The organism is Streptomyces sp. NPDC057565 (assembly GCF_042801455.1).
In the GTDB taxonomy this organism is placed as follows: domain Bacteria; phylum Actinomycetota; class Actinomycetes; order Streptomycetales; family Streptomycetaceae; genus Streptomyces; species Streptomyces yanii.
Map to the genome: position 1 here is coordinate 1 of NZ_JBHVFU010000091.1, position 22,118 is coordinate 22,118.

A 22,118-nucleotide genomic window follows, 5' to 3' on the forward strand; every position below is an offset into this window, starting at 1 on the left:
CTCCACTCGGCGGCACCCACATCTCCCGCCTCGAAGCCCTCATGCTCGCGGCCTGACAACCCGTTTTGCGGATTCCTCAGCAGAGTCCTTCAGGCCGGGGAGGAATGGGTCCTTGGAGCGGAGCCGTGAAGCGGCAGAGTTCTCTGCGTACCTGCCGTGACCTGTACTTTCGGGTGTTGCAAGTCCCGTCTCTGACGGACACCCGGGCATCTCGTCCGCAAGCCCCGCGCAGCCGGCGCCCTCGGCGCACACCTGTTTCCGCGCTCATCACCCTCACCGACGGCGAGTTCGACGCGCTCAGCAGCCCCCTCTGACCGACGCTGGATGCCGACGCCGGATACCGAACCACTCTCGAAGGACAGCTCATGAAGATCGGCATCATCGGAGCAGGCAATATCGGCGGCAATCTCACCCGTCGCCTCACCGCGCTCGGGCACGACGTATCCGTGGCCAACTCCCGCGGGCCCGAGACCTTGGCCGCCCTGGCCGAGGAGACCGGTGCCACCCCGGTCACTGCCGCCGAAGCCGCCCGCGGCGCGGAAATCGTCGTGGTGACCATCCCGCTCCGGAGGGTCCCCGGCCTGCCCTCCGGCCTCTTCGACGGCGCGGCCGAGGGATTCGCCGTCATCGACACCGGCAACTACTACCCCAAGGAGCGCGACGGACGGATCGCCGCGATCGAGGAAGACGGCCTGACCGAGAGCCGCTGGACCGAGCAGAACCTCGGCCATCCGGTCGTCAAGGCGTTCAACGGCACCCTCGCCCAGGACATCCTCGCCATGCCGCGGCCGGCCGGGCATCCCGAGCGGATCGCGCTACCCGTCGCCTCGGACGACGAGACCGCCAAAGCGAGGGTCCGCGCCCTGATCGATGAACTCGGCTTCGACACTGTCGACGCCGGCGGGATCGACGACTCCTGGCGCCAGCAGCCCGGCAGCCCGGTCTACGGGCTCCGCGCCGACGTCGACGGCGTGACGAAGGCTCTCGCCGATGCCTCACCCGAGCGCAAGTCGGACTTCCGGGCCTGGTCCGGGTGAGCCCGAGTGTGATCAGTCGGCGGAGTTTCAGGGCCGCGGCGCGGTGGTGGAGCCACACGTTGTTGGCGATGACGCCGTGGTGCGGAACCCGGCGGTTGCCCTTGACGACCAGCCAGGCGATGGCCCGTTCGACCGGTGGTCGCCATCGGCGGTACTCGTCCTGCCAGGCAGTATCGGTGGCGGCCTGAGTCCGGGAGGCGGTGAGCAGTTCGAGGGTGCGTCCGGTCTTGGAGGTGGTGCAGCGTTCCCGCAAGGGGCAACCGGCGCACAGGCACTTGAACTGGGCGGTGCCGGCGACCGGATCGATGTGGAAGTCGTCGATGGCGAAGCCACCGGGGACGGCCTGCCGCAAGGGCGGCGGCTTGATCACCAGGGTGTGGCCCTCGGCGTGCGGCCGAGTGCGCAGGTCACCGGTGCCGTAGAGCGGAGTCGCCGAGCACGGTCTGCTCGCCATCTTCGTCGGCGAGCAGACCGGCGACGACGGCGGCTGCGCTTCAAGATCCGCCAGCGCCCGTCGGAGTCCTCGGCGGGTTCCACGTCCTGGCCCGCGACCAGAGCCAGCAGAACGAACAGCGTTCGCCGCCTTCGCAGCTGGAGCAGCCGTACCGTCCGCGAGCGACGTCGCGAGGCAGAAGGCTGGCACAGGCCAGAGCGAGGCGGAAGGAGCCGAGGGGCGGGCCCGGATGTGCGAGGAGGAGCACGTTCAGGCGCAACGGCAGCCGGTGTCAGCGGGTACTCGTCGCTTCCTCTTCCGGCCACTGCCTTCTGTCCTCTTCCGTCTGCCTCGCGCCGATGCCTGGCAGAATTACCGGCTCCAGTCGGACCCGCTGCTGATCGCCGAGATACCGCTCAAGCTCCGGCGGCCGGTATTCCGTGTCCCTGTCGTAGCGCTCCTTGGCCGACACTGCCAGGAACTCGTTGAGCCGACATTTGTTGCCCGCCGCCCCTCCGAGGGACCGATGCAGCGGCGTCGCCAGTCGGTAGAGTCCCGTGCACGAGGGGTGCAATTGGCCCAAGGGGTCTGGCTGCACACGGAAGTCGATACTCTCGTCCGACTTCATCTCACTGGGCCCGGCCGCGCTGAGAGCCTCGGCGTTGAACTCCAGCCCGTATCGGCGGGCTTGGTCGACCATCCACAGCAGGGTGATGTCGGACAGCCCCGTCTCCTTGCAGCCGCCACCGATATCGCAGTGCGACCCGGCGAACCACACCTGCTTCAGTTCCTGGCCCTGCTCGGCGGCGCTGGGCTGCTGGTGCCATAGCGTCGGCCGGAACGCCGATCTCTGCTCGTCGATGGCCAGTGCATGGAAGGCTGCCTTGACCCAGCTGCTCAGCTCGGTGTCGTGGAACGCCCAGCGCTGGTTGAACTGGTTCACGACGGGCTTGAGCCACTTGGAGTCCGGAACCGGGATTCCCAAGGCACCGACGGTGTCCCACACTCCGATGAAGTGGATTTCCGTCTCGTGCGCATACGAGCCGCGGAACAACGTGGAGGCCGCGCCGGTCGGCTTCTCGATTCGGTCGCGGTAGAGGGCCCAAGCCTCCTTGATCCGGTTGGCGTGTTCCCGCCGTACGACGCCGCAGTTGCGCACTAGACCCGCCAGGCTGCGGGCGGTGAACGCACCCCGGCTGAAGCCGAAGAGGAACAACTCGTCGTCGGGCTCGTACGTCTCCACGAGGAAGCGGTAGGCGTCGATGACGTTCCAGGACAGGCCCACGCCGAACGCGCCGCCGGGCAGGCGCTCCCACCGGTGGGTGCCGACGCCACTGTGGTAGTAGACCCGCTGGTCCTTCCCTGCAGCGGGCCCCGGGCGTACGGACAGGGCGACCTTGGTGACGTTGGTCCTGCTCAGCTGGTCGGCGAAGTCCCACGTTCCGTCGCAGCAGACGACCAGACGCTTGGACATAATCATCTCTCCTCGCGAGTGAAGTGCCCCTCCCGTCCCTCGCCCTCTGCCCGAGAGTCTGGGATGCCCTGCCCAATCCCACCGAGCAGGGGTGGGCGGCGGGCTTACAGGCCGCGGGAGGCCTGCGGCCTCGGCGGGTGCAAGCGCTCGGGCAACAGGTCGAGGTGGTTCCTGGCCTGCTCGGCAGCTGGACTGTGGGGGAAAAGGTCAAGGACCTGCTGCCAGTGATCGCGGGCCCTGTCGACGTCTCGGCGCCGGTGCCGGAGACGGCGAGACCGCGCTTCCAATGCGCAAGCGAGATGCGCCCTTTCTTGAGCGTCACCCGCGGAATGCTCCACGGCCCTCTCCAACAGACCGATGGCCTCGCCGAGCTGCCCCTCCCGGTAGGCGACCCACCCGCGGGCGTCTTCGCATATCGCAAGCCGACCAGGGTCCCGGAGCGACGCGCTCTTCAGAGCATTCTCCGCCATCTGGTGCGCCTTTCCGAGCTTGATGCCCTGCTCGGCATAGAACATTGCGACGCGCGCTGTCAGAGTGACCAGCCTGGCACGCAGCACATGCTCCTCGTCTGCGCCGCGAGACATTTCCAGTCGGGCCGAGCAGGCCTCCTGAGCCTCGATCAGCTCACGTTCCACCTCCCACGGTTGCTCTTTACCGGTCATCAGGTGCGCGATTCGCTCGTGGTGCTGCGCGGCGTGCGGCTGCTGGGCCCTGCCACCGATGGTGCGCAGGGCAACGATGGCCTCGTCTGGACGGCCCAGCAGATCCAGCACGGTGGCCAGTTCCTCATGCATCCACGCCTCCAGGTCCTCGTCCAGCGAGGCCTCACGTGTGGCGTTGACCAACTCCTCCCGTGCTCGGTCGAGGAGCTCTTCGCTGTCGCCGTCCGGCGACGTCTCAGCCTGCTTGCGGTAGGTACGCGCCAGCTCGAGCCGGGCAAAGTCCCGTTGCTCTCCGGCCGGCAGGAGCTCAATCAGCCGTTGCAGCGTCTGCCGCGCCAGGTCGTACTGGGCCCGCTGCTCCCGGTACAGCCGGGCCAGCGTGAAACGCGGATAGGCGTAGAGCGGGGCCAGTTTCAGGGCGTCGCGGCAGTCACGTACGGCATCGCCAACGCGGCCCTGACTCGCGTACACCGCCGCCCGCCCTGCCGTCGCACGCGCACGCGTGGGCAAGTCCTGCTGTTCGGCGGACAGCTCCGTCAACCGCTCCCGGCCCCGACGTCCCGTGCGGTACCGGGGGCGGACGGTCTTGGGTGACCTACTGATGGCCGCGGTGTAGTTTCTGACGGCCTGTTCGTAGTTGTCCGAGGATTCGTCCCCGAGCCCTGCGGCGGACTGGGAGTCCGCAAGGGCGGCGTGTGCATCGGCGAGTTCCACGAACCACAGCGGGGGCATCTCCACCCCCGAGGGCGGCTCTTGTCTGACGGCCTCCGTAAGGCGGCTGACTGCTGTTTTCCAGTGCACGCGCTCTTCACCGGAGGGACGGATCATCGACGCCAACGATGCGTGCAGCAGCCCGATCTCCCGTGCGATGAAGGAGACTTCGGGCCGATTCCCGCCATGTTCGCCGCGTAGCTCGTCAATGCTCTTCAGCGCCTCACGCAGACTTGGCTCGTTGAAAGTTTGCCGTGCCTCGCGGGCATCGTTCCACGCTTGCGCCCAACGCAGACTGAAGTGATCTTCCCAGCCGAGGGCGCCAAGGGCGGTGCCATCAAGTGGTGGCCACTGCTCGTCGACAGCCCGACGCACGTCCTCCCCGCCGGGCTCCAGGGCCAGCGCCTTGCCCGCGAGCGACCGGGCGGCACGCTCATCGGGTGAGACCAACGCGAGCAGGAGCCAGGCCACGGCGTCGTCGGGGTGCTGGTGGGCCGCCAGGATGAACAGATCGGTGGCCAGTTCCCTCGCCTCACCAGTCCCCGTCATGGCGGTGAGACCACCGACGTCCTTGACCGTGACGTGATGGTTCTGCGGGTCCCGCTGCAAGGCCTCCAGATACGCCAGCCGCGCACGGTCCTTATGGCCGTACTTCAAGAGGATGCGGCCCCGGAGCACGTGTAGCTCGGGCAGCTCAGGGGCCCAGCGGATCGCCGTACGGATGCGCCACTTGGCCATGATGACGCGACGCCACCGGACCAGGCCGCCCGCACTGCCCGCGAGCTGGAACCAACACTCGGACTCCAGACCGAGGACTTGGGCAATCCGCCCGGTCAGCGGCCGTACCGCAGTCGTGTCCCCGTCGACCACCAGCCTTCGGGCCCGCTCGTCGATCAGATCCTGTTCCGTACGGCGGAAGCGACGAAGCGCCTTGCGCACCATGCGGTCCGACCGCCCGCGCTTCGTCTGCGGCCGCTGGTGACCACCCTGCTTCAGCAGTGCGGCCCCGAGCCAGTACCTGGCGAGAGTGCCTTCCATGGGATGTGTGCCGGAAGTTTGCTTGCGCGCGCTGTCAGCTGACTGGATCGCCTGCTCCAGGAGCTCGGCCCGCTTGTCAGCATTGACATCCGGATGGTCAGCCTCCTCAAGGAACGCCCTGACCAACTGGACACGGGCGGGAGCCAACGTCGGGTCGAGGGCGATCGCCTTGTGCCACATGAGCACCGGTCCGCACCCCACCGCCTCCGACACTCCGAGATCGATATCCGTACGGACGCGCCGCTGCTCGCGGTAGACCAGACCGAGGTTGTGGTAGGCAGCGGCGTAACCTGGACTGTGGGCAAGGGCCGCGCGGAAGTGGTCCTCCGCCTCGTCGAGGTACTGCAGTACGCCTTCCTGCTGGAAGCGCTGATAGCAATCCAGGCCGTCCACCAGCCGCTGGAAGCTGTCGACGTCGGCACCTGACTCCGTTGCCCCGGGCCGCTCAAGTTCGATGCGGTGCGCCAGCTCCCTGGCGAGGCGCTCATCGGCCCTGCAGGCATCGCCGTCGATCCTTACCTGTGCCGACCAAGTTGGGCCGCCGCGCAGCCCGGACTGAGATGCAACGACCCGCAGCACCCCGTCCGCCTCCATCAGCGATCCCTGGAGCGTCGTGCCGAAGAGCCGCTCCAGCCAGGTGAGCAAGGTGCCGACCTGAAGTTTTAGCGGGCCCAGAGTGACCGTTCCGACTTCCGTCGGCTTGATATCTCCCGGCAGTCCGGTGGCCGCCACGCCGGTCTTGAACGGCACCCGGGCGGACGACCGTCGAACCATGTCGCCCCGCCTCCCGGCCGGGTTGAGCACGTCAGCAGGCGTCATGAACGGTTCCTGGCGGACCAGGTCCAGGATCCGTCGGATCTCGCTGTGCAGGAGCTCGGCGAAGCCCATGGCGACGGCGGCTGCCCGCCCTGTGTCGTCTCCGCTGGCCAGGTTCTTGAAGGGCAGGATCCGAACCGGCCGGGAGTGGCACAAGGCAGCTGCCAGCAGGACCACCGCGAGCGCGATACTGGCCCAGCCGGCAGGAGACACCTTCCGGAAAGGATCACCCCCTGCCGCCGTCAGCGCGACGAGCAGCATCACGAGCGCGGCAGTCGTCACGAGCAGGAATTTGTTGACACTGCGCAATGCCCGCCACCAAAGCAGAACGATCCGCCGAGGTCGACGCGCACGCACGAGTGGCCCCGAAACCGCGATGCGGAAAGACTCTCTGCCAAGATGCCTGAGTGAGGGCATCACCGCGCGCCCCTCTCCTGGCGCTCAATCTCCGCCAACGCCCCTCCTCGTTCCAGCGTGCGCGCGGAGCATCCGGAGCGCAATTCCGGCTGGGGGTATGGCGCGGCGGAAGCCTTCCCCCTGGATGGATTTCAACCCTGGATGGCGTCCCGTGGAATGGTGTAGCAGGGATCTTGGCGTAAGGGCCTTCCCCCCTGATCCAGTCCACCAACCCGCTGGAGCGGATCAACCGCGCGATCAAACGTCGGACCGACATCGTCCAGGTCTTCCCGAACGACGACGCGCTCCTGCGGCTGGTCACCGCCGTGCTCTTCGAGATGCACGACGAATGGATCGCCTTCCCCCCGCCCGAAGGCAGCATGGGCCAGATCTACCCCCATCGAGCACGCCCGAGACGAACTACCGCCCACCGCCAGCCCGTTGGCGCACGACCACTACACCACTCCAGGGGACATAGCCGGCCCTGGGTCACGTCCGGTGGCGTGGTGTTTCGACCGCCGCACCCGGGCAGCGAGATCCTTCACAGCCACGCGCCCAGCCACGCGCACATGCGCGCGGCTGGGCGGCGCTCGGACACGCATGCAGCAAGGGCCCGAACCACACCAGTCGGTTTACGGATTGCCCAACGGAGTCCTTTAGGCGGGAGGGGAGTCAAGTGAGAACTACTTGCCAGTTCCGCTGAGGTGAGCCGCCCATGGGTAGTAGACATAGTCGAATGCTGCCGGCGCCCCGGTGATCTTACTTCCGAGCCACACGTCGTTCGTCAGCTGGATGCCGGAGAACATCGGATCCATCTCGTCGTGCAGCTTCTGCTCCATCTGCAGGACCAGCTTGGAGCGGGCGCTGTCGTCCTGCGTGCTGATCGCCTTGGCGTAGAGCCCGTCGATGCCGCTGTAGCCGGACTGGTTGAAGGTGCCGCCGGTCACCGCGGTGAGGCCCAGCCAGTCGAGCGGGTTCGGGATGTTGGGCCAGAACTGCGTGTACAGCAGGTCGGTGTTGCCACGCGTCGCCGGGTCGTACAGGTAGTTCGAGTAGCCGGTCGCAGGTACGACGTTGAGCTTGAAGTTCAGGCCGATCCTGTCGGCCGCATCCTTGATCCCAACGCCCAGCTGCTGTGTCTCCGCCTGCTGCGGAACCACGAGGCTGATCTGCTTCGACTTCACGTCGGCCGGAACGCCGGCGAGCAGCTTCTTCGCCTCGTCTGTCTTCGCGGAGCCATCGGTCTTGACCGAGTCGGCGTACGAGGTCAGGTCATCCTTCGCGAAGCCGTACACGGCCGGTACGGTCTGCAGCGAAGCAGGGGTCCCCTCACCGGCGTACACATGGTCGCCGATGCCCTTCCAGTCGATGGCCATCTGGAGCGCCTTGCGCACGTCGGCGTTACCCATCGCGCCCTTGTGGTTCGCGACCACGAGGGTGACAGCCAGTGGCGCGGCACCCGAGTAGAGCTTGCCCGCCGACGATGCCTTCAGCTGTGCCAGCCCGGCCATCGGCGGACCGTATGTTCCGTCGATCTGGCCCGAGAGCAGGCCGGAGGTGATCGCGGAGTCGTCGGTCAGGAAAGTGAAGTCGATGTTCTTCACCTTCCGTGGCAGCGACTTGTTCCAGTAGCCGTCGTAGCGGCTCACCTTGATCGACTGCCCCTGCGTCCACGTGCCGAACTTGTAGGGGCCGGTGCACATGACACCCACGCCCGGCGTACCGACCTTGTTGCCGTGTTGCTCGTAGAACTTCTTCTTGACGACGACACCGGCGAAGCTCGCCAACTCGTCGTTGAAGAGGTAGTCGGGCTTCTTGAGCCTGACGGTCACTTCGTCGGCGCCCGTCTTCGCGATCGAGGCGACGTTCGAGTACAGGTAGCCGTAGAAGCTCGACTTGTCCGTCATGTTGTGCTGCATGCTCCACGCGACGTCGTCGGCGGTCATCGGCGAGCCGTCCCAGAAGGTGACGTCGCTGCGCAGCTTGTAGACCCAGGTCGTCGGGTCGGGGTTCGAGTACGACGTCGCCAGATTAGGCTTGATCTGGAAGTCAGGCGTCTGGACGAGCAATGTCTCGCACATGTTCGAGTTGATCATGTTCGGCGTGTAGTCGGCCGACTGGAAGGGGTCGATGGTCTGAGGCTCGCCCTGGAAGACGTTCCAGGTGATCGTGTCGACCGAGCCCGAGCCTGTCGGTGTGAAGGTCGTCAGCGCGTCGGAGGACCCGGTCGCTTCGGTGCCGGATGTGCCTCCGGAGCAACCGGCCAACGCGAGGGTGGTGGCGGCGACGACGGCGAGTGCCGTTGCCCGTCTGCGTGGGTGGGGTGAGTACATTGCGCAACTCCTGGTCAGTGTCGGGCTGTGATGGCTTCGGGGTCCCACCCGCTGCGAGGGACGCTGTCGCGCAGCAAGCGGGTGTAGGGGTTTTGAGGGTTGTCGAGCACGTCGGCGGTGGGCCCTTGCTCGACGACGGCGCCGTGACGCATGACGATCGTGTCGTCGGTCACCTGGCGGATGACGGCGAGATCGTGGCTGATGAACAGGTAGCTCACGCCACGCTTCTGCCGGATGTCAGAGAGCAGATTGAGGATCTGTGCCTGGATCGAGACGTCCAGGGCCGACACGGCCTCGTCGAGGATGAGGACGTCCGGATCGGCGGCGAGCGCGCGAGCGATGGCCACGCGTTGGCGCTGCCCTCCGGAGAGGGACCTCGGCAGTGCCGCGAGCTGCCGGTCGTCGAGTCCGACGAGCTCGGCGAGTTCGCTCACGCGCTTCCTGGTCTCGTCGTGGCCGAGCCGGGAATGAACGCCGACGACTTCCGCGAGGCAGTCGCCGATGCGCTGACGGCGGTCGAGCGACGTGTACGGGTCCTGGAAGACGATCTGGATGTCCCGGCCCCGCTCACGGCGACTGCGTGCGGAATGCGCCGGGTGTGTGCGGTCCTCGCCACGGAACACGATGCGGCCACCGGAGGGACGTTCCAGGCCGATGATCATCCGCGCCGTGGTCGTCTTGCCGGACCCGGATTCGCCGACGATGCCGAGGGCTCCGCCCGGAGCCAGGGCGAAGCTCACGTCGGCGACCGCGGTCGCCTCGGCCCTTCCACGGCCGAACGTCTTGGTCAGGTGCTCGACCACGAGCAGCGGTTCGGTCATCGCTGGACCTCCTCGTTCGAAGCGGAGCCGACGCGCTCCTGCGGCACCATCTGGCCGCGCAGGCCGGGCATCCGGACGCACCGGGTCTCCGACGGACCGATCTGCAGCAGGGGCGGCACCCCCGCCCGACACTCCTCTTGTGCGAAGCGGCAGCGCGGCGCGAAAGCACAGCCGTCCGGCGCCTCGTAGGCGGTGGTCGGATGACCGGTGATCGCGGGCAGTCGATCGACACGCCGGCCGATCTCGGGCCGCGCCTGCACCAGTGCGGCTGTGTAGGGGTGGAGCGGGTCTTCGTGCAGCTGCACTGACGCCTGGCGTTCCATGACCTGGCCGGCGTACAGCACGATCGTCTCGTCGCACACGGCACCGGCGAGCTCCAGGTCGTGCGTGATGAAGAGCATCGCCATGCCGTACTCGCGCTGCATGCGCCCGAGAATCGCCATCACCTCCGCCTGGGTGGTGACATCGAGCGCGGTCGTCGGCTCGTCGGCGAGGACGAGCCGAGGCCGCGCGGCGACCGCGGCAGCGATCATCACCCGCTGCAGCAGGCCGCCGGAGAGCTCGTGCGGGAACTGCCGCAGCCTGCGCTCCGGGTCCTCGATCCCGACCTCGGTGAGCAGCTCCTGTGCGCGCTTGCGCGCAGCGGCCTTCGGCATCCGGTCGTTGGTGCGCATCGTCTCGGTGAGGAAGTCGCCGATCGTGCGTACGGGGTTCGTGTAGGCCCGTGCGTCCTGGAAGATCATCGCGACGTCCTTCGCCCGGTAGGACCGCAGGGCGTCGGTGCGAAGGTCGAACACCTCGGCGCCGTCGAAGCGGACACTGCCCCGGACGTCGGCGCCGTCGGGGAGCAGGCGGGCGATGGTGCGAACCGTCATCGACTTGCCCGAACCGGACTCGCCGACCAGGCCGAGAGTGCTTCCACGGTCGAGTGAGAACGAGACATCGCGCAGCACGGTGCGCAACTCGCCCGCGACCGGCAACTGAACGGTCAGACCGTCGACTTCGAGTAGTGCGTTCACGAGCGTGCCTCCCAGCGCTCCGTGAGTCGGTCGCCGAGCATGTTCACGGCACCGACGGTGATGACGATGAGTGCGCTGGCGAACAGAGCCTCCTGCGGGTGCTGCTGCAGCACACCGGCCATACCGGTGCCGACCATCGCGCCCCAGTCCGACGTCGGTGGCTGCACCCCGAGGCCGATGAACGAGAGGCCGGCGAGGTCCATCAGGGCGAACCCGAAGGCGAGCGTGGCGTTGGCGACGATCAGCCCACCCACGTTGGGCAGGATGTGCCGCAACGCGATCCGCAACCCGTGCACGCCCTGAACCTGCAGTGCCGCGATGTAGGGCAGCGAGCGCTCTCGCAGCGCCGCACTCCGCACGATCCGTGCGATGTAGGGGACGTAGGCGATGGACAGCGCCACAACGGCAGCGTTCAGGCCGGACCCGAACAGGGCGGTCGCCAGGATCGCCAGCAGCAGACCGGGGAAGGCGAACACGGCGTCAACGACGCGCACCACCATCTGGTCGAACCAGCCGCCGAACCACACGGCCGCGAGCGCGAGGATCGTCCCGAGGAGCGTCGAGATCACCACGACGAGGAACGGTCCGATCAGCGCGGTTCGGGAACCGTGGACGAGGCGCGAGAGAAGGTCCCGCCCGCTCGCGTCGGTTCCCAGCAGGTGCGCGCCGCTCGAACCCTGGTACGCACCGGAGAGGTTGACGACGTTCGGATCGTGCGGTGAGAGGAGGGGCGCGAGGGCGGCGGAGCAGACGACGAGTCCGAGCAGGGCGATCGCCACCCAACCGGACATGCCGATGCCTCTCGTACGACGCGTCGTACGCCGGCCGGCTTTTCGGGTTCCGATACGTCGCACCGCTGCTGTCGTGCTCATGAGTCCTTCTTCCCGATCGACACGCGCGGGTCGAGCAGTGTGTAGGCGATGTCGATGAGGGTGTTCAGCACGATGAAGGCAGCGACGTACATCAGGCAGATCGCCTGGACGACGGGGAAGTCCTTCTGCTGCACCGAATTCACGAGGAATTGACCGAGCCCGCCGAGCTGGAAGACCTGTTCCACGACGACGCTTCCCGCGATCAGGCCCGCGATCGTGAGACCCGCGACGGTCAGTACCGGCATCGCGGCGTTGCGCATCACATGTCTGCGTATGACGACTGCGCGGGGCAGTCCGCGGCTGATCGCCGTCTGCACGTGATCGGCCGACAGTTCCTGTCGGATCGCGGTCTGGGCGAGTCGCGCGACGAACGCGACGGAGGCGAGAGCGAGCGCGATCGACGGAAGAACCAGGTGGTAGAGCTCGTCGAGGCCCGCCCGGCCGGCCCCGAACACCGGGAACCACTCCAGGTCGACGGCGAACACGATGATCAGCACGACCGCTCCGACGAAGGTCGGCACCGCCATGACGCCCGTCGCGCCGGCCATGGCGGACCGCGACAACCAGCCGGGCTTGAGGCCGGCGAGAGTGCCGATGGCCAACCCGAGCACCAGGACGATCGCCGCGGCCATGAGGACGAGAAGCGTGGTCGCTGAGGCGCGACTTCCGACCAGCGACGACACCGGTTGGTTGTAGATGATCGAGGTTCCGAAGTCGCCGTGCACCACGCCACCCAGCCACCTCAGGTACTGCTGCCAGATGGAGTCATCGAGGTGATACTCGGCCTTGATCGCGGCGATCGCGTCGGGGCTCATGGTGCGACCGTGCGTGAGATAGGTGAGCGGGCTTCCCGGCGCGGCGTAGAGCGCTCCGAAGACGACCAGGCTCGCGATGAACAAGGTCACCACCAGCCCTACGATGCGAGTGGCGATGAACCGCAGCATCGCCCCGGCGGGCCGCTGCTTCGCCTTCACCTGCCCTGATGGCACGGGTGCCGACATGGTGGCGTCACTCATCGGTTCACCCCCGGCTGTGCGTGATGGACCACGCGGCCACCCACGACTGTCCGCAGCACTCGCGTGTCGAGCAGTTCCTCGAGCGGCCGGGCGAAGATGTCCCGGTCGAGAACGATGAAGTCGGCGTACAGGCCCTCGGCGAGACGGCCGTGAAGGTGCTCGGAGCGGCTCGCCCAGGCGGCGTCACGGGTGGCGTGGACGATCGCGTCCGCCAGTGGCAGGGCGTAGTGCGCGTGGTTGGCAGGCAGTGACGGATCCAGGGCCGAGCGCCGTGTCGCCGCGATGAACATGTTGGGCAGCGGGGCGTGCGGCGACGTGGGGGAGTCGGTGCCGAGGACGAGCGTGGCTCCTGCCTCGGTCATCTCGGGCCACGGGAAGCCGCGGTCGACCCGCTCGTCGCCGAGCACTCGTCGCCAGTTCTCCTGGATGGCCGGATCGGCGTGCACGGGCTGCATGCTCGCCGTGATGCCGAGTGCGGCCAGTCGGTCGATGTCCGAAGGGTCGACGACTTCGAGATGCTCGATGCGGTGGCGACGCTCCTTGGGGCCGTTGAGAGCGACGGCGTGCTCGACGGCGCCGATCGCGACCCGGATCGCCTCGTCACCGATGGCGTGCATGGCGACCTGCAGGCCGGCCGCATCCGCGGCGGCCACCACCGGCGCGAGTTCGGCAAGACCCCAGATCGGGTCGGCGTTCGTGCCGTTCACGTAGGGCTTTCCGAGCGATGCGGTGCACCCGTCGACGGTTCCGTCGACCATGACCTTGATGCCGGTCACGCGCAGGAACGGGGTCGACCGGTGGGTGGCGAGTTCGACAGCGCGCTCGACCTGGGCGAGGTTCCCGCCCTCGTCACCGGTGGGCTGGACGCGCCAGAACGCGGCGATGCGAGTGGTCAGGACGCCCGCCGCATCGGCACGACGCATCGCCTCGTAGTCGCCCTCGCCCAGCGCCATCTCGGTCGAACCGACGATCCCGGACTCGGCGTACGCCGCCAGGGCGACCGCCAGGGCCTCGTCACGGTCGGAGTCACTGGCGAAGCTGTCGAGCACCGGCCACACGAGGTGGTGCATCGCGGTCTCGTCGACCAGGCCGGTGGCCGCGCCCCGGTCGTCCCGGTGGACCGTTCCCCCCGGTGGTGATGCCGTGGTGTCGTCGATGCCGACTTCGGCGAGGGCGGCCGAGTTCAGCCAGATCGAGTGGAAGTCGTAGGCCTGCGCATAGACGGGCCGGTCGGCGACGACCGCGTCGAGCATGCCCCGATCAGGCAGGCCGCCCGGGATGTCACCGTGCTTCCACCCGGTGGCGAGCACGCGAGGTGCGTCGGGGTTCTCCTGCGCCCACGTCCGGACGCGCCGCTGGATCTCCTCCACTGTGTTGGCGCCCCAGAGATCGACCTGGGCCGCCGCCTCGCCGGTGCCGACCACGTGCGCGTGGCCGTCGACGAATCCGGGGAGGACGGTCGCGCCGTCGAGTTCGTGGATCAGGGCATCCGGTCCGGCCACACGCGCCGCGGTGGCCTCGTCGCCGACGTAGGCGAGCCGGTCGCCGACCACCACGAGCGACTCGGCCCACGCGCGTTGGTCGGAGGTGAAAATTTGGGCGTTGCGGTAGAGATGAGCGGGCATGGTCGTGTCCTTGTCCATCGGGTTCCTCAGAACCGGTCGAGGCCCTCGCGGGCCGCAGCGTCGGGGTTGCCTGCCCGGCACTCGAGGGCAAAGCCGGGGAGGTCGAGAGATGCCGTGAGCAACGTGCTCCACCGCTCGTGGCCCGGCTGGGAATCGTCGGCGTGGACGCACACCACGGCGGCGGCACCGTCGCGGCCACAGAAGGCGGCCGCGCGCTCCGGCGCGGAGCGGCCGGTCATGCTGCCGCGCACAGCGTGCGTGTGGTGGTACCGCTCGACCGACACCGATTCCGGAGTGCTGGTGTCACCGCCGGCGAGGCCGGAATCAAGAAAGTGGTTCGTGTGGATGACCCAGCCGTCGGTATCGGGTTGCACCACGGCGAACCCGCAGGGTGACATCTCGATGGACGCTGCTGCGGCGTGGCCGTCTCGGTAGGTTGCGACGGTCAGCACGGTGGACGCGCTCACGGTCGCGGAGGCGACGATGTCGCGGGCCTCCGCCACTGTCGTCGCCTCCTCGAGGACGCGACGCGCAACAGCATGGACGGGCACGCCGCCGGTGGCGTTGTCGGAGCGATGGTTCAGGATGTTGAAATGCAGGCCGAGGCCGGCGTCGTTCACCCCGATCTTTGCGGCCGTGCCGAATTCGGTGAAAAGCTTCACCCGGCGTTGCGTTCCGGTCACGAGCGACAACAGGAGACCGTCCGGTGTGAGCGAATCGTGCCAGTCCCACGTCTGGATCGTCTCGGGTGGGCCGCCGAAGGCCGGTGCGTGCACGGCGGTTGTGCACTCACCCTTCCCGGGCGCGGCAGCAAGTACTTCGGTCCGTGCGCCGACCGCTGCCACCTGCCATGGCTCGATTCCTGATGCCTCAGCGATTCCGTCGGACTCCTCGACCAGACCCGGGTACCAGTCGCGCAAGGCGTCGTAGCTGTGGGCGACGATGTCGCGGACGGTCGTTTCCGAGACGCCCAGAACCTTGAAATGCGCCAGGTAGCGGGCGCTGACGTCACGCACCTGGTCCGCGTATCGCGTGCCGATCTCGCGTCCACGGTCGCGGAAGTCGGTGGTGGTCGTGCGCAGTGTGTGCAGCTTCATGGTGTTGCTGTGCGACCTTCGCTTGTGAGGCCCGTCACGGTGAGGGGCGGGCGACACGCTAGGTAGGTAAAACGTTTAATACAATGGTGTTTCTCATGTCACTTTCTGCTTCTGTCGCCCGGGCCTGCGTGGGCGACCGCGGTCCGGCGGCGTGAGGCAGCATCGAAAGGTACGAACCAAGGAGGTCGCCGTGGCTCGATCGAAGGGCGTCACCATTCGCGATGTCGCCCAGCGCGCGGGTGTCTCCGTCGCGGCGGTCTCGATGGCGCTCAACGGCACCGGGACGCTGAGCGCAGCCACGCGACTGCGCGTCCGGGCCATCGCCGAGGAGATGGACTACGAAGCCGACGCCCTCGCGCGCGGCCTGCGACGTTCGTCGGTCGGGGCAATCGGACTCGTCATCCGGTCGCTGGACGCGCTGGGTGAGTACGCGCCGCGGGGCGTCGATGTGTTCACTCGCTACATCGGCGCCGCCTCGGCGCAGGCGATGGACCGCGGACTCAGTGTGATGCTCGTGCCTGACCCGACCAAGCGGCCGACACCACCACTGGCGCTGTCGCTCGATGGCTACATCGTGACGATGCCGCACGTGGATGATCCGGTGGTCGGTCTCCTCGAACGGCGTGGGATCCCTTACGTGACGCTGGGGCGCGATCCCAGCCGCCCGAATTTCACCGACTGGGCCACCGAGGACGAGGGTTCAAGCTTCCGGCGCATCTACGAGCACTTCGCCGCATCCGGTGCCCGATCGATCGTGCTGTTGCGCGGAACCGACCCCAACGCATGGAACATCGACAGCGAGGCGACGTACCTCGCATGGTGTGAGAGCGTCGGGATCACGCCGCGCGTCTACATGTCGGCCGAGCGCGCCGGCGAGCATGGCGGCGAGAACATCGCGCACGCGATCGTGGACGACGGGATCCCCGATGCGATCCTGTGCCACACCGGTCGTCAGGCGGCTGGAGTGCTCGCGGGCCTCACGGCTCGCGGCGTCGCTGTGCCCGATCGGACGATGCTTGCCGCGGCTTCCGACTCCGAGCACACCCGACACAGCCGACCCGCCATCTCGGCAGTCGAACTCAACGCCGCGGAAACGACGTTGGCGCTGCTCGACCTTCTCCAAGCGCGCATCGCGGGCGAGCCGAGCGCGGGACCGGTCCTGACGACCGCCCGGTTCCGGGTCCGCGCATCCTCGCGACGCACCGACACGAACGCCTGACGCGAAGGCGGCGGTCCAGGCCCGCGACTTCGGCGTCCTGGGTCCGCGACGCCCACGACGACCAGTGGGACGACGTGGTGCGCATGGCGGCCCACCCGACGAACGGCGGTGGCCGGCCCGGGCATGCCCGGGCCGGCCACCGCTTCGTGCGCCGCGCTCGTGTGCCGTTACGAAAGCGGCTCGATCCAGATGTTGCGGTACCGAACCTTGTTGCCGTGGTCCTGGAGGCGGACGGGGCCCGCGGTCGGCCCTTCCGGAGCGCCGGCACCGGTCGGGCCGGTGATGGCCACGTCGTCGTGGACGGTCACGCCGTTCCACACCACCGTGACGCGAGCGTCCTCGGTCTTCGCGCCCTTGTCGTCGAAGCGCGCCGCGCGGAAGGTGATGTCGTACGTCTGCCAGGTGCCCGGTGGGCGGGCGGCGTTGGCGTCGGCGGCCTTCTGCTTGTAGATCGCGGCGGCCTCGTCGTCGGCGGGCGTCGTGTCGCCGAACGAGTCCAGGATCTGGATCTCGTAGCGGTCCTGCAGATAAATGCCGCTATTGGCCCGGTTCTGGCCCGTCACCTCAGGCGGCAGCTCCGGCAGCCAGAATTCGGTGTGGAGTTTGAAATCGCCGAACGACTGCTTGGTGCGCAGGTCGCCGCAGCAGACCTCCATTCCGCCGCCCGTCAGCGGCCACTGCGCGGTGCGACCGTCCGTCTGCTGCCAGGCCGCGCGGTCCGCGCCATCGAACAAGACGATGCGTTCGCCCTCGGGGTGGACGCTGATCATGTCGAGGTTGACGTGTCCGATGTCGCCCTCGTCCACTCGGTAGGTGATCGTGTTGGATCCCTCGCGCAGCTTCAACGTCTCGGTACGGGTGGACCAGTTCGCCCAGCCGCCCGTACTGAGCAGGCTCGACTGCTTCACTTTCTCGTCACCCACGTACACGCTCACCGTCTTGGTGCCGGTGAAGGGGTTTGGACCGTTCGCGTACCTCAGGGCCACGTCGTACGCGCCCGCCTCGTCCACGTCGACGGTGAACGTGGTGGACGCGCCTCGGGTGCCGTAGCCGGCGACGAAGCCGCTGCCGGAGTACCCAGCGTGGTCGGTGGCGACGCCTGCGCCGCCGGAGAGCTTGGCTTCCTCCGCCTCGTATGCCGTCGTCGCGGGCTGCTTGCCGGGCATGGCGTTGAGTGTGTACCAAGCTTCGGTGCTCCACAGCGGCTCGCCATCGGCGGAGCTGAACGGACGCGGCGAGCGCACGTGCACGACACGGTCGGGCTTGAGACCGATGATCTCCAGGGTGACCTTCCTCCGGTCCTCGGAGAGCCGCGCGTCGCTCACGGCGAGGGTCTCCTCGTCGACCTTGGGGCCGCCGTACGACGGTGTCGGGACGTAGCGCCACTGCTTGACCTGATAGCTCTGGGCAAGCCTGTCCGCCGTCTCCTGGGACAGCGGCTGGGTGTACTCCAGCTCGAATCCGCCCGGCTTGGCCCGCATGGCCAGGATGTCGAACGCCTTGCCGCCGTTGGGGGTGAGTTTCTGCAGACCGTGGGTCAGCTTGCCCTCCTGGCCCCAGTTGCCTCCCGCGCCCAGACCGCCCGCGTAGATCGCCCCGTCCGGGCCCTCGCTGATGCGGTTGACGCCCGCCTCAAGGCCCTGCGTGTGGCGGAAGACGGCGCCCTGGTCCTTGCCCTTGACCTTCTCCAGGAAGGCACGCTGCAGCCCGCCGTAGGTCACGTCGCCGAACAGCATCTGGCCTGCGTAGGGGCCCTTCTTCAGGAGGATCGGGGTGCTGGGGGAGTTGGCGATCTCGTTCTGCGGCAGCCACAGCACCGGTTCGGTCACCGGCTGGTCGTCGAACGGGCCGGCCGGGTTGGTGTAGTGGTTGAAGAAGCGGTCGGGCTTGATGCGCACCAGCTTGGAGGCCGGCAGCCAGCCGCCCTGGTTGTCGGCGACGAAGATGTCACCGCCGGGGCCCCAGCCGATGCCGTTCGGGGTGCGCAGGCCGCCGGCCAGGTAGGTCACTTTGCCGGTCTTCCGGTTCACCTTGATCGTGGTGCCGCGGTTCGGCGCGGGCTGCGGATTCGTCGTCGCGCCACCGTGGTTGATCGCGACGGAGAGGTTGAGGTAGAAGAACCCGTCGCGGTACAGCATGCCGAAGGCGAACTCGTGGAAGTTGCCGCCGTAGGGCCAGGTCGCCACCGTGCGCCGCTTGTCGGTGACGTCGTCACCGTCGGTGTCGAGCAGCTCGGTGAGTTCGTGCTTCTGCGACACGTACAGGGCCCCGTCGAGCGCCTTGATGCCCATCGGTTCCTTGAGACCGCTCGCGACCTTCTTCACCGTCACCTTGTCGGGGCCGGTCCGCCCAGTGACGTTGTCGAGGAGGTACACCGCGCCCTCGGTCTTGTCCGTGCCGCCCCACGTGGTCACGGCCAGGCGGCCGTCCGGGAGCCAGTCCATGCCGGTGACTTGTGGTTTGAAGCCGTCGGGTCGCAGGTCCGTCAGAGTGTAGTCGGGGTGTACGGCGTTCAGCGGCAGTCCGTCGCCGGGGCTGTCGGTGCCGCTCTCGCACTGCTTGCGGCCGGGGGCCGTCACGCGTACGACATCGGCGTCGGTGCTCAGTGCCGAGTTCGGTACGAGAGAGAAGGAAGCGGCGCCCGGTGGCTTCCAGGCCAGTGTGATCTGCTGGCCGCCCGTACGGTCGAAGTGGTCGATGCGCAGGGGGTGATGACCTGCCGTCAGTGTGACCGTGCCGTCCTTGGGCTCGGCTGCGTGGAGGCCGTCGTGGTCGATGATCGTCCGGCTGTCGATGGTCAGGCGTGAACCGTCGTCGCTGGTCAGCCGGAAGGTGTAGGTCCCGTCTTCGGGAACCTCGATGTTGCCGATCACTTGCGAGACGAAGTTGTCAGCGACACCGAAATGCTCGGTCGTGGACAAGTCGATGGTGGGGATTAACTTGTCGACGTTCGGGGTCTGTCCGGGCTTGAGCACGCAGATCTCGTTCATCGGCAGTCCGATGTCGAAGACGCGCAGCGTGACGCCCGGCACCTGCGGCGGCAGGTCTTCGGCGGCATCCGCGGCGTCGGCCGGTGCCGACGTGAAGCAGCCGAACAGGAACGAGACGGCGACCAGACCGGTCAGCCGTCTGCGGGATCTGGAGCGGGACCGTGGACTCATGCATCCTCCCCGGAGGGTCACCCCGTGGAGGGGCGCCCATGACGGTGGTACGGGACGACGAGGTGGTGCGGTCGGCGTCGCACCGACCCGAAATGACGCGCGGTGTGCGTGAGATGCCTGGATTCGGCCAGGTGTCGCACACCATAGGAGTCCTTTGCCTGCTGCGTCTATAAGTTTGTCATCAGTGAGTACAAACCCTGTTGTGTCACGACCGACACATGCTGATGTCAGGCAGGGTTTTCCGCACATCGGACAAAGTCGGCGGCACTGCAGTACTGCTGACACGGCATCGACCCGCTCTCATCGGGCGGGACCACTACCATCGGCGCCTTCACCGCATCAGCGGCGTCGGCGAGCGTGCGGCCCGGCAGCAGCTCGACACGTCGCCACCGCGGCGTCGAGTGGGCCCCGGCCCGCCCGGAAGCATTCCACTCCCCCGCCTCGGTGATCTCCGCCCGGTGTGGCCAGACCCGCCTGGGCCGGGCCGCCATGGAACAGGCAGGCAACGACCAGACGTGGCAACCGCGGCAGGTTGGGAACCTGCCGCGGGCCGCGTCGCTGCCGTGGGTCACGTGCCTGCGCACGGGACCCGTTCCGCCGAGGTCAGTCCGCCGTGGTCTCCCACCCGTAGTCTGGCAGCTTGAAGAAGTCGTCCCCGTTGACCCGGTCGGCGCTGCCCGTGGCCAGGCCCGTCATCAGGGACTCCACTCCGGTACGTACGGACTGGACGAACATGCCGCGCTGCCGCTGTCCCAAGTCGTCCTGCTGCCCGCGGACTTCGAAGAGGACTGTGCCGGTTCCGTTGAGGGCGAAAGCGGAGCGGCCCTGGCCGGCGTATTCGCGCGCGTCGGGGTGGAGATAGCGGCCGGTCGCGGCGAGCCTCGACTGTTCGCCGTATGCGTCGGCGATGCCATTGGCCACCGTGAGCGCATAGCGGCGGGACTTGTCCTGGTCCAGCTTCGGCCACTGCTTCTTGTACTTGGCCCCATCGTTCGTGCCGAGCGGCGGATAGTCCAGCGAGACCGTGATCAGCTTGCCGTCCTGAGGGCCCCCCGTGATGCGCTCGCAGGGACCCATGTGGTGCAGATCGATGAACCCGTCGACAGATCCCTTCTCATTGCGCATCTTCACATACGTGTCACGGATCGCGCGCGACTCCGGGGAGAGGAAGAAGCCAGCATCGGTCTGCTCGCCGGGGAGGTCGGAGGCCTGCGGGACGTAGTTCAGATCCGGGTTGAAGTCCCGGTTGAGGTCATAGCCGGGCTGGTCGATGCCGTCGCCGCGGAGGCTGTGGTACCAGGCCCGCGGCGCCCCGGCCAGCTGGGGGAACTGCGCGACGGTCTGGTCCCAGGAGCGTACGTTGATACGACGGTTGAGCTCGCCGCCGTCCGGGTTCACCATCGGCATGGCAACCAGGGTGACTTTGCTGAGGAGTTCGTCGGACTTCGGACCAGAGCTCGAACCCAGCTCCTTGAGGATGCCGATGAGGGCCTCCGTGCCCGTGCGCTCGTTGCCGTGAATGGCGCTGGTCACCATCAGGACGCGGGGGCCGGTGCCCACTCGCGCGGCCCACAGTTCGCGGCCCTGGGTGGTGCGCCCGGCGACCTCGACCTGCACCCGGCCCTTGCTGGTCTTCTCGATCTGCCGCAGTGTGGCGCCGAGTTGATTATGGTCGGTCCAGCCGGACCAGGACGGATCGTCGGAGGTCTTGCAGTTGCCGGGATCGCTTTCGGCGGCCGTGGCGGTGGCGGCGGCCGGTGTGGTGACCAGTACCGCGCCGAGGGCGGCAAAGGCCGCGACGGTGGCAACGGCTGTGTGTAGCGCTCGCGGACGGGTGTTCCGCGTGCTGCGGTAGGTGCGCATGGGGCGGGCTCCTCACAACGTGACGGGCGGCACTGGCGTGGGGGGCGTTCCGGATGATGCTGACCCGAGGGTCAAGGAAAGGTCAATGGGGCGTATATGAATGCCCATGTCGGCGAAGGACCCCGAGGGCCGGGAGCCTCGGCGACGAAGAGACCACGATGTGCGCGCCCGCCCAGGCACGGTGGTGGTCGAACAGCAGGTCAGCAGCGGCGTTGAGGACGACCCCGGCCACCGCCAGGCTCTCGAAGGGATCGTCCGCGTCCGATCTCTTCCTGCTGCTCGACGGCCTCGCGAGGCCGGACGGTGAGATCGTGGGAATCCTCGGTCAAACCGCCGAGATGCGCACGATCAAGACCGCAGAAGGCAGGATCTTCCGGGGCCGAGGGGGGATGCGTGACGGGCTGCTTCGTAGACATCGTGACTCCTCCACCCCGTGGACGGGGTGGCTTCTCGCTATGCCGGTTGGGCTTCGCGACGGACCAGCCCGGCCCGTAGGACGTTGAGAGCACCGACGGTGTCCGCGTG

13 protein-coding genes and 2 pseudogenes are annotated in these 22,118 nt (G+C 67.8%); 3 read left to right on the plus strand and 12 right to left on the minus strand.

Features of this window, described 5'->3' with window-relative positions:
* The first annotated feature begins 365 nt into the window (after nucleotides 1-365).
* Entirely contained in the window at nucleotides 366-1,037 is a 672-nt protein-coding gene (locus ACFU8W_RS48890; RefSeq protein ID WP_384052339.1) for an NADPH-dependent F420 reductase, read from the plus strand.
* On the opposite strand, the pseudogene ACFU8W_RS48895 reads toward ACFU8W_RS48890, so the two are convergent.
* The 3 genes and pseudogenes from ACFU8W_RS48895 to ACFU8W_RS48905 form a co-directional block, all read right to left on the minus strand.
* Nucleotides 1,030-1,601: pseudogene (locus ACFU8W_RS48895) on the minus strand (transposase); the annotation flags it as partial. The gene ACFU8W_RS48890 and the pseudogene ACFU8W_RS48895 sit on opposite strands and share 8 nt — an antisense overlap.
* 161 nt (nucleotides 1,602-1,762) lie before the next feature.
* Nucleotides 1,763-2,944, minus strand: coding sequence for a DUF2235 domain-containing protein (locus tag ACFU8W_RS48900; RefSeq protein ID WP_384052340.1), 1,182 nt, complete (start codon nucleotides 2,942-2,944; stop codon nucleotides 1,763-1,765).
* 104 nt (nucleotides 2,945-3,048) lie between these two features.
* A complete protein-coding gene (locus ACFU8W_RS48905) occupies nucleotides 3,049-6,528 on the minus strand; it encodes a tetratricopeptide repeat protein (protein ID WP_384052341.1) in 3,480 nt (1,159 codons plus the stop codon).
* Nucleotides 6,529-6,785: 257 nt separating this feature from the next.
* Between ACFU8W_RS48905 and ACFU8W_RS48910 the strand changes: the two are divergent.
* Nucleotides 6,786-6,920 (plus strand): annotated as a pseudogene (locus ACFU8W_RS48910) (transposase); the annotation flags it as partial.
* Nucleotides 6,921-7,250: 330 nt separating this feature from the next.
* Here ACFU8W_RS48910 and ACFU8W_RS48915 read toward each other — a convergent pair.
* The 7 genes from ACFU8W_RS48915 to ACFU8W_RS48945 are packed head-to-tail and all read right to left on the minus strand — an operon-like array spanning nucleotide 7,251 to nucleotide 15,350.
* A complete protein-coding gene (locus ACFU8W_RS48915; RefSeq protein WP_384052342.1) occupies nucleotides 7,251-8,900 on the minus strand; it encodes an ABC transporter substrate-binding protein in 1,650 nt (549 codons plus the stop codon).
* 14 nt (nucleotides 8,901-8,914) lie between these two features.
* Nucleotides 8,915-9,721 (minus strand): ABC transporter ATP-binding protein, encoded by an 807-nt coding sequence (locus tag ACFU8W_RS48920; RefSeq protein ID WP_384052343.1) that lies wholly within the window; start codon nucleotides 9,719-9,721, stop codon nucleotides 8,915-8,917.
* A complete protein-coding gene (locus ACFU8W_RS48925) occupies nucleotides 9,718-10,740 on the minus strand; it encodes an ABC transporter ATP-binding protein (protein ID WP_384052344.1) in 1,023 nt (340 codons plus the stop codon). Before ACFU8W_RS48925 ends, ACFU8W_RS48920 begins: the two co-directional genes overlap by 4 nt.
* Nucleotides 10,737-11,612, minus strand: coding sequence for an ABC transporter permease (locus ACFU8W_RS48930; protein ID WP_345516543.1), 876 nt, complete (start codon nucleotides 11,610-11,612; stop codon nucleotides 10,737-10,739). Before ACFU8W_RS48930 ends, ACFU8W_RS48925 begins: the two co-directional genes overlap by 4 nt.
* The gene (locus ACFU8W_RS48935) at nucleotides 11,609-12,628 is read right to left on the minus strand and encodes an ABC transporter permease (RefSeq protein ID WP_384052345.1); all 1,020 of its coding nucleotides are present in this window, start codon (nucleotides 12,626-12,628) and stop codon (nucleotides 11,609-11,611) included. Before ACFU8W_RS48935 ends, ACFU8W_RS48930 begins: the two co-directional genes overlap by 4 nt.
* A complete protein-coding gene (locus ACFU8W_RS48940; protein ID WP_384052346.1) occupies nucleotides 12,625-14,271 on the minus strand; it encodes an amidohydrolase in 1,647 nt (548 codons plus the stop codon). Before ACFU8W_RS48940 ends, ACFU8W_RS48935 begins: the two co-directional genes overlap by 4 nt.
* A gap of 8 nt (nucleotides 14,272-14,279) precedes the next feature.
* Nucleotides 14,280-15,350 carry a C45 family autoproteolytic acyltransferase/hydolase gene (locus ACFU8W_RS48945; protein ID WP_384052347.1) on the minus strand — a complete coding sequence of 357 codons (1,071 nt, stop codon included), beginning with the start codon at nucleotides 15,348-15,350 and terminating at the stop codon, nucleotides 14,280-14,282.
* Between the two features lie 190 nt (nucleotides 15,351-15,540).
* Between ACFU8W_RS48945 and ACFU8W_RS48950 the strand changes: the two genes are divergently transcribed.
* The gene (locus tag ACFU8W_RS48950) at nucleotides 15,541-16,569 is read left to right on the plus strand and encodes a LacI family DNA-binding transcriptional regulator (protein ID WP_384052348.1); all 1,029 of its coding nucleotides are present in this window, start codon (nucleotides 15,541-15,543) and stop codon (nucleotides 16,567-16,569) included.
* A gap of 167 nt (nucleotides 16,570-16,736) precedes the next feature.
* Here ACFU8W_RS48950 and ACFU8W_RS48955 read toward each other — a convergent pair whose 3' ends face one another.
* Together ACFU8W_RS48955 and ACFU8W_RS48960 are read right to left on the minus strand one after the other, a co-directional pair.
* Nucleotides 16,737-19,730 carry a family 16 glycoside hydrolase gene (locus ACFU8W_RS48955; RefSeq protein WP_384052349.1) on the minus strand — a complete coding sequence of 998 codons (2,994 nt, stop codon included), beginning with the start codon at nucleotides 19,728-19,730 and terminating at the stop codon, nucleotides 16,737-16,739.
* A gap of 603 nt (nucleotides 19,731-20,333) precedes the next feature.
* Nucleotides 20,334-21,593 (minus strand): M14 family zinc carboxypeptidase, encoded by a 1,260-nt coding sequence (locus tag ACFU8W_RS48960; RefSeq protein WP_384052350.1) that lies wholly within the window; start codon nucleotides 21,591-21,593, stop codon nucleotides 20,334-20,336.
* Nucleotides 21,594-22,118: the final 525 nt, after the last annotated feature.

Bases quoted from the DNA above. Each gene is read 5' to 3' on its own strand.
- ACFU8W_RS48890 (WP_384052339.1), top strand. From the start codon at position 366: ATGAAGATCGGCATCATCGGAGCAGGCAATATCGGCGGCAATCTCACC.
- ACFU8W_RS48940 (WP_384052346.1), bottom strand. From the start codon at position 14,271: ATGGACAAGGACACGACCATGCCCGCTCATCTCTACCGCAACGCCCAA.
- ACFU8W_RS48945 (WP_384052347.1), bottom strand. From the start codon at position 15,350: ATGAAGCTGCACACACTGCGCACGACCACCACCGACTTCCGCGACCGT.
- ACFU8W_RS48960 (WP_384052350.1), bottom strand. From the start codon at position 21,593: ATGCGCACCTACCGCAGCACGCGGAACACCCGTCCGCGAGCGCTACAC.
- ACFU8W_RS48955 (WP_384052349.1), bottom strand. From the start codon at position 19,730: ATGAGTCCACGGTCCCGCTCCAGATCCCGCAGACGGCTGACCGGTCTG.
- ACFU8W_RS48935 (WP_384052345.1), bottom strand. From the start codon at position 12,628: ATGAGTGACGCCACCATGTCGGCACCCGTGCCATCAGGGCAGGTGAAG.
- ACFU8W_RS48915 (WP_384052342.1), bottom strand. From the start codon at position 8,900: ATGTACTCACCCCACCCACGCAGACGGGCAACGGCACTCGCCGTCGTC.
- ACFU8W_RS48900 (WP_384052340.1), bottom strand. From the start codon at position 2,944: ATGTCCAAGCGTCTGGTCGTCTGCTGCGACGGAACGTGGGACTTCGCC.
- ACFU8W_RS48930 (WP_345516543.1), bottom strand. From the start codon at position 11,612: ATGAGCACGACAGCAGCGGTGCGACGTATCGGAACCCGAAAAGCCGGC.
- ACFU8W_RS48920 (WP_384052343.1), bottom strand. From the start codon at position 9,721: ATGACCGAACCGCTGCTCGTGGTCGAGCACCTGACCAAGACGTTCGGC.